We start from the raw sequence: 7,457 nt of genomic DNA, 5'->3' as shown, positions 1-7,457 counted from the left end.
CTTTATTCACATATATATTAATTAGACTTTTATAACACTCATCATCAATAAGGGCGTTAGGCGTAAAACCACAAAGTAAAGCCTGAATAAAAACTTTCCTGCCAGATTTCCCGTCTGAAAATCGAGAAAAATCTACGGGTAAGGAAAGCAAGGCTTTTTTATATTTTTTTGTATTCGATGAGAAAGCGTGAGCGTGAGCGTACAATCCTGAATAACGAGAAGGTTTAGTTGAAGATGAAATATGATAAGCTATACTGTCTTTATCAAGACGGAATGGGAAATCCGAAACATTCTCTAAAAAATCAGTTAGTTTTTTGGGCCGGACTGTTGAAGATAAAAGACTCTTTAGGTGACTTTTATCAGGGATATTCCACCAATTTATCGTATCATTAATTTTTTTATTCAGTTCCTGCTCAAGATTATTTTCAGAATCTGAATTACCCACTTCAACCGAGCATTCCATATCCTTACACAACCAAAAACGCCTTCGGTTTTTATCAAAATAAATATTGTCTTGGAAGCAAAGCCATCTCACACTTCCTGAATCATAGGTATCATTCGGCATTAAAGATGCATAACAGTTATTTAGTGCATAGCCAATTTCAGTGTCATCATTTCGAGAGCGAATAAACGAGTCTATGTGATGGTTGAGTTTTTTTTCTAACTTTTCATTTAACTCTGATCCTAACCCAATCTTCTCAATGGTCTCTTTTGACAGCTTCCATTCCGATACTAATTTTGTATTCATCGTTTCCTCGATTCTGTTAATACAGAGAAATGTCTTCTCCGATAAAATTCAATGCAAGGCTTATTCTTCACCGACAGCGATCGTATCTTTGATCGCGACGCCCCACACCAACTCTCCAAATCCATCAAGCCAGTGGGTGAGTTGTTGCGAGCGGATGACCGTGGCGGTGACTTGATAATGCTCATCGTGCTCGGTCATGGTTTGATCGGAAGACAGTGGCGTTTCTTGTAAATAGTGGCCGGCGCTTTTTTTAATGTTAAAGGTCAGTGAGCAACGCTCGCCTTCTCCAAAGCCAAATCGGCCGTCGTCATCGTATTTTTTCAGATCAAAATCTGATGGCGGCGTAAATGGGAATTTAGACACATTGGCACGGTTAATGCGGTGAACCGCTATGCTGCGCTCGTTATCGTAGCCTTCGAACCGGCATACTAAATATAAGCGTGGGCCTTGTTGCGCGAGGCCGAGTGGGTAAACCCGTTGGCCGGTTTTTTGTTGCTGTTTGGCGTTGTAGTAATCGAGGATCAGCGGATAGTCGTTGTAGAGCGCGTCAGTAACATTTTTAAAAACCTCGTCACTCATCTTGGGGGGGAGCAACGGCTGGGTCTCGCTGACCACACGCACTTTCTTGGTCCAGGCGCGCGCTTTTTCGGCATCACCCGTCGGGTTCAATTCACAGCGCGCTGCCGCAAACATGGCACTGAGTGATTCAGTCACATTAGCCGGCAGCAAGTTAGTGAGGTAGTTTTCAGCCAGCGACAGTAACAATGCCTCTTGCGTAGACAACTTGCCGTTGCTTAGCTCTGGGGCATGATCCAATAACCGATATCCATAAGGTTTGCTGGTATCATCACACTCGGCAAACCCTTCCTCGCAAAGCATCTCTAAGTTACGTTGAATGGTACGGATATTGCGTTCTATCCCATCGCTTGCAACGGCTTTTTGTAGATCGCCTGCGGTTTGTTTGATCCGGTGTGAAAGGTGGCGCAACAACAAGAATGCGAGCCTTAGCGAGTCACTTTTAGGCGGACGGGTTGTCATAAATGTTTCGATGTCTAATGATTTTTTCACTATTATTTACCTGCCTACTTTCACAAACAAGTCGCGATCGCGGTTCCATTTCATAACTGAGCCTACCATCACAAAAAGGCAAAATGCGTCGCATATAAAACAATCAGTTAAACCGATTTAATCAGACACATTCTGTCGCACCGTACCGATAAAGTGGCGTCATACCGTGTTAGGGTGCGTAAAGGAATATAGTCATGAACGATGTGCTAGAACAAGTCAAAACGCTGATAAACGATGACACCAAAACCATTAAACAACTGCGTTATCAGGTGGGCCAGTGTGAACAATTAATTGCCGCGTTAGAAACCGAAAACCAGCGCTTGGTCGATCAGTTGGGGCATTTGGTGCAAAAGCTCAATACCGATGACATGACAGGCCTTGCCAATCGGTATCATCTCGAAACCAGCTTCAATACACTGCTAAGCCAACCTCAATGCCACCAGTTGGCACTGGTGTTTATCGATATGAATAAGTTGAAGACGGTGAATGATCAATACGGCCACCTGGTGGGTGACCAGGCGATTTGTCACCTGGCTACACTGCTCGCCAACAATACGCACGAGGGGATCGCGGCGCGCTTTGGCGGGGATGAGTTTGCGGTGTTATTGCCCAACACCACACATGCGGCTGCCACTGATTGGGCCCAATCACTGGTGATGCAACTGGCTCATTCACCACTCCTGATTGATCAACGCCCACATTATTTAAGCTTTAGTTTTGGTGTGAGCGACATGCGCGCGGATAATGCCCCTCAGTTAACCAGCAGTAAAACCGCATTGGATCAGTTAATTCGTCAAGCGGATACACGTATGCTCAGTCGCAAGGCCTAACACCATATACGTACCTAAGTAAAAGCCATGACATCACAAGGTGGTAACCAGCATCGCCTTGTGATTCTTCACCATTAATCTGTTAATTTCATCACACTTCTGTACAATGCGCGCTCAGTCATATTTATCTTTACACCCTCCTCGCTGGGCCGTGGATTTATCGCTTGTCATAAACGATACGGACCTTGGTTGAGCACAGTCGCTAGGAACCTCTTTTGATTTCAATCGCCAATATCACCATGCAGTTTGGTGCCGAGCCGCTATTCGAAAACATCTCTGCCAAATTTGGTAACGGTAACCGCTACGGATTGATCGGAGCCAACGGCTGTGGCAAATCCACCTTGATGAAAATCATGAGTGGCGCGCTCACGCCTACCGCAGGCAATGTGTCCATCACGCCAGGACAAACCTTGGGCGAGCTTAGCCAAGATCAATTTGCCTATGAGCAATACTCAGTGATTGATGCGGTGATGATGGGCGATCGCAAGCTGTGGGAAATCAAACAAGAGCGTGAGCGCATTTATTCTTTGCCGGAAATGAGCGAAGAAGATGGCATGGCCGTCGCAGAGCTAGAAAGCCAGTTCGCGGAAATGGACGGTTATACCGCCGAGAGCCGTGCCGGCGATATTCTTTTGCAAGCGGGGATTGAAGAAGAGCTGCACTTTGGCTTGATGTCACAAGTCGCGCCGGGCTGGAAATTACGAGTGCTACTTGCTCAAGCCCTGTTCGCCAATCCTGATATTTTGCTGCTGGACGAGCCAACCAACAACTTGGATATTCATACCATCAATTGGTTGGCCGGTGAGCTGCAACAGCGCCAGTGCACCATGATTATCATTTCTCACGATCGTCACTTCTTGAACGCCACGTGCACCCACATGGCCGATATCGACTTTGGCGAGCTACGTGTATATCCAGGCAACTACGATGACTTTGTCGCCGCATCTAGCTTGGCAMGTGAACAATTGCTCGCCAGCAACGCGAAAAAAGAAGCGGAGCTTAGTGAGCTGCAAGACTTCGTGAATCGCTTTGGTGCCAATGCCTCTAAAGCTAAGCAAGCCAGTTCACGCGCCAAACGCATGGAAAAGATCCAGCTTGATGAAGTCAAAGCATCCAGTCGCGTGCACCCTTATATCCAATTCACTGAAAGCAAAAAGCTCCATCGCCAAGCGGTTGAATTGCGTGAGGTGGGCCATGCATTTGACGATACGCCCCTATTCCGCGGTGGCCATTTCTTACTCGAAGCCGGCTCACGCCTCGCGATTATTGGCGAAAATGGTGTCGGTAAATCGACGTTACTGCGCTGTTTAGTCGGCGAGTTAGCGCAAAGCGAAGGCACAATCAAATGGTCAGAAAACGCATCCATTGGTTACTGTGCACAAGATAACAGTGCCGAGTTTGATAACGATCTCACCGTGTTTGAGTGGATGTCGCAATGGCGTACGGCCAAGCATGATGATTTGATGGTTCGTGGCATTTTGGGTCGCTTGTTGTTCTCAGCCGATGATGTGAACAAAAAAGCCAAAAGCTGCTCAGGGGGCGAGAAAAACCGCCTGATGTTTGGCAAGCTGATGATGCAAGATATCAATGTGATTGTGATGGATGAACCGACCAACCACATGGATATGGAAGCGATCGAGTCACTCAATAAAGGCCTAGAGCAATTCCCCGGTACTTTGATTTTTGTCAGCCACGACCGTGAGTTTGTTTCCTCACTGGCGACCGACATTATTGAGATAAAAGATCAGCAATTGATCCACTTTAACGGCAGCTACGATGAGTACCTCGCCCACTTAGAAAAAGTGCGTGCCGTGGCTTAACGCTGAGACTCGCCAAAACTTTGCCGCTGAAAGGCTTTCTTTCCGCGGCAATCCCCGCTATACCTAGAGCACGGCGCATTTTTCTGTTTAACGGATAATCGATGATTAAATACGTAGCGACTTTGCTCTCGCTCTCAAGCCTTGTGTTCGCAACACCAAGCTACGCTCTGTTCGGCCAAGGCGATAAAACCACTGATACGATGACGCAAATGGCGACCCAATTTGCGGATGACCAAGCCAGTCAATCTCCCCTTGTCCAATCCATTACCGAGAAAGTGGATGTGAGTTCAACACAAGCCGCCGGTGGTGCCAGCGCGTTGCTGGCAATGGCAGCCGATCGTCTGACGGGGACTAAACAGCAAGAGCTTGCTAGTCTCCGCCCTGATTTAGGCTCGCTGTCTTCGTTACTCGGTGACACTGGTGTTAGTAACAACATCAGCTCACTCAATAGCCTGTATAGCGTGGCAGAAAAGCTAGGGGTCAATGCGGCAACCTTGCAGCAATTTGTTCCGATTATTCTTAAATACCTCGGACAACAGGGCGCTAGCCAGGAATTACTCGGCTCACTCACCCAGCTTTGGCCTTAACCTTCTAACCTTGTAATCACACGCGGCTATCAAGGCCGCGTATTTATTTGCCCTATCCTCAAGCAAAAAATAGCGAGACGCGTTATCATGTTCGCCTTGTTGTTCAACGCCGTGTGATTATGCCTGCCTTATCTTTCTCTGCGATCCCCATTGGGATCCGCTATATGCTGCTCTCTGCATTCGGTTTCGCGCTGATGTCCGCCTGTGTAAAATATGTGAGCCTCAACGGTATCCCAGTGCTTGAGATCGTGGCATCGCGGGCCTTGGTCTCACTCATCATCAGCTACACCGATGTCAGGCGCAAAGGTCTATCGCCTTTGGGCAACAACAAACCGCTACTTTTATTGCGCGGCGTATTGGGCACCATGGCATTAATGTGTGTGTATTATGCGGTTACGACACTGCCGCTCGCCGAAGCCACAGTGCTGCAATACACCCACCCGGTATTTACCGCTATCCTTGGGCTCGTGCTGCTTAAAGAGCGCTTACAAGGCGCCACCTTAGTATCCATTGCCCTGTGTTTGGGCGGCCTCTATCTGATGGTTCAACCCAACCTCAATACATCGATCGATAGCGCACTTCCGCCCTTTAGTGTCGCTATCGCATTACTGGGGGCTTTAGGGAGCTCTGTGGCCTACGTAATTGTCCGAAAACTCAGCCGCAGCGAAGACAGCTCGGTAATCATCCTATACTTCCCGATGGTCGCCCTGCCGGTCTCGGTGGTGTTGATGTGGCCAGAGTTTGTGATGCCAAGTTTGCCGCTCACATTCTTATTGGTGTTAGTGGGTGTGTTTACTCAAATCGGCCAGTATGGGCTCACCAAAGCCATGCAAACACAACAAGCTGGCGAAGCGTCAGCCTATGCGTATGTGCAAATCGTGTTCTCGACATTAATTGGGGTATGGATATTTAATGAAGTGCCCTCAATTTGGACCTATCTCGGTGGTGGGTTAATTGTGGCAGGCGCATTATTCAATGCCGTTGGTCATCGCATCTTTCGGCGACGTATCGTATAACACTCGCACATTCAAAGGTTTAATACGAGCAAAACTGGCCTCATTTGAGGCCAGTTTTGGTTTGCGAAGTCTCCTTCACCAATGGCATAAGCGCCAACTCGATCGTACAAACTTGGTGCGACTTGCGCCGCGCGCAGTGCAACTGGCGCCAGTTGCACTGCGCCATCCGACATTGAGGCTAACGATTAACCTCGATCGTGACAGGCGCCCGTTGGCAATGTCCCCTATCCAACACCGTGCTGGGGCTTGTGTCTCGGTCGCCAATGGCACCACCGATATTAAAATGGTGTGTAGGTCGGACAAGCGCCAGTGCGATGTCTGTCATGTATTACCCAAGCGGACTGCGCGCCTCCGACATCGAGGCCAACGATTAACCTCGATCGTGACAGGCCCCCGTTGGCAATGTCCCCCTATCCAACATCGTGCTGGGGCTTGTGTCTCGGTCGCCAATGGCACCACCGACGTTAAAGTTCGCGTAGGTCGGCATAAGCGCCAACTCGATCGAAAAAACTTGGTGTGACTTGCGCCGCGCGCCATCCGACATCGGGGCCAACAATTAACCTCGATCGTGACAGGCGCCCGTTGGCAATTTCCACATATCCAACACCGTGCTGGGGCTTGTGTCTCGGTCGCCAATGGCACCACCGACGTTAAAGTTCGCGTAGGTCGGCATAAGCGCCAACTCGATCGTGCAAACTTGGTATGACTTTCGCCGCGCGCAGTGCAACTGGCGCCAGTTGCACTGCGCCATCCGACATTGAGGCCAACGATTAACCTCGATCGTGACAGGCGCCCGTTGGCAATGTGCATCTATCCAACACCGTGCTGGGGCTTGTGTCTCGTCGCCAATGGCACCACCGACGTTAAAGTTCGCGTAGGTCGGCATAAGCGCCAACTCGATCGTGCAAACTTGGTATGACTTTCGCCGCGCGCAGTGCAACTGGCGCCATCCGACATCGGGGCCAACTATTAACCCCTGATCGTGACAGGCGCCCGTTGGCAATGTCCCTATCCAACATCGTGCTGGGGCTTGTGTCACCTACGCCAATGGCACCACCGACGTTAAAGTTCGCGTAGGTCGGCATAAGCGCCAACTCGATCGTGCAAACTTGGTATGACTTTCGCCGCGCGCCATCCGACATTGAGGCCAACGATTAACCTCGATCGTGACAGGCGCCCGTTGGCAATGTCCCTATCCAACATCGTGCTGGGGCTTGTGTCACCTACGCCAATGGCACCACCGACGTTAAAGTTCGCGTAGGTCGGCATAAGCGCCAACTCGATCGTGCAAACTTGGTATGATTTGCGCCGCGCGCCATCCGACATCGGAGCCAACTATTAACCCCTGATCGTGACAGGCGCCCGTTGGCAATGTGCATCTATCCCAC

General features: G+C 49.4%; 6 protein-coding genes. 4 read left to right on the top strand and 2 right to left on the bottom strand.

Annotation, left to right across the window (positions count from 1 at the left end):
• Both BZG13_RS14775 and BZG13_RS14770 read right to left on the bottom strand, forming a co-directional pair.
• On the bottom strand, positions 1-748 hold a 748-nt coding region (locus BZG13_RS14775; protein ID WP_131825408.1), incomplete at its 3' end, for a hypothetical protein.
• Between the two features lie 60 nt (positions 749-808).
• Positions 809-1,786 carry a helix-turn-helix transcriptional regulator gene (locus BZG13_RS14770; protein ID WP_077487164.1) on the bottom strand — a complete coding sequence of 326 codons (978 nt, stop codon included), beginning with the start codon at positions 1,784-1,786 and terminating at the stop codon, positions 809-811.
• Positions 1,787-2,010: 224 nt separating this feature from the next.
• Here BZG13_RS14770 and BZG13_RS14765 point away from each other — a divergent pair, with 224 nt between their 5' ends.
• The 4 genes from BZG13_RS14765 to BZG13_RS14750 all read left to right on the top strand — a co-directional run bounded on the left by BZG13_RS14765 (position 2,011) and on the right by BZG13_RS14750 (position 6,069).
• Positions 2,011-2,646, top strand: coding sequence for a GGDEF domain-containing protein (locus BZG13_RS14765; RefSeq protein ID WP_069362472.1), 636 nt, complete (start codon positions 2,011-2,013; stop codon positions 2,644-2,646).
• 215 nt (positions 2,647-2,861) lie between these two features.
• Entirely contained in the window at positions 2,862-4,466 is a 1,605-nt protein-coding gene (locus BZG13_RS14760; protein ID WP_077487163.1) for an ABC-F family ATPase, read from the top strand.
• Positions 4,467-4,567: 101 nt separating this feature from the next.
• Positions 4,568-5,053 (top strand): DUF2780 domain-containing protein, encoded by a 486-nt coding sequence (locus tag BZG13_RS14755; protein ID WP_077487162.1) that lies wholly within the window; start codon positions 4,568-4,570, stop codon positions 5,051-5,053.
• A gap of 119 nt (positions 5,054-5,172) precedes the next feature.
• Complete coding sequence (locus BZG13_RS14750) at positions 5,173-6,069, top strand: DMT family transporter (protein WP_077487165.1); 897 nt, start codon at positions 5,173-5,175, stop codon at positions 6,067-6,069.
• Positions 6,070-7,457: the final 1,388 nt, after the last annotated feature.

Source organism: Salinivibrio sp. ML323 (assembly GCF_001995745.1).
GTDB classification, from domain to species: Bacteria; Pseudomonadota; Gammaproteobacteria; order Enterobacterales; family Vibrionaceae; genus Salinivibrio; species Salinivibrio kushneri.
Note: the sequence above shows the minus strand (reverse complement) of the source record. Positions and strands in the feature narration are given on the sequence as shown.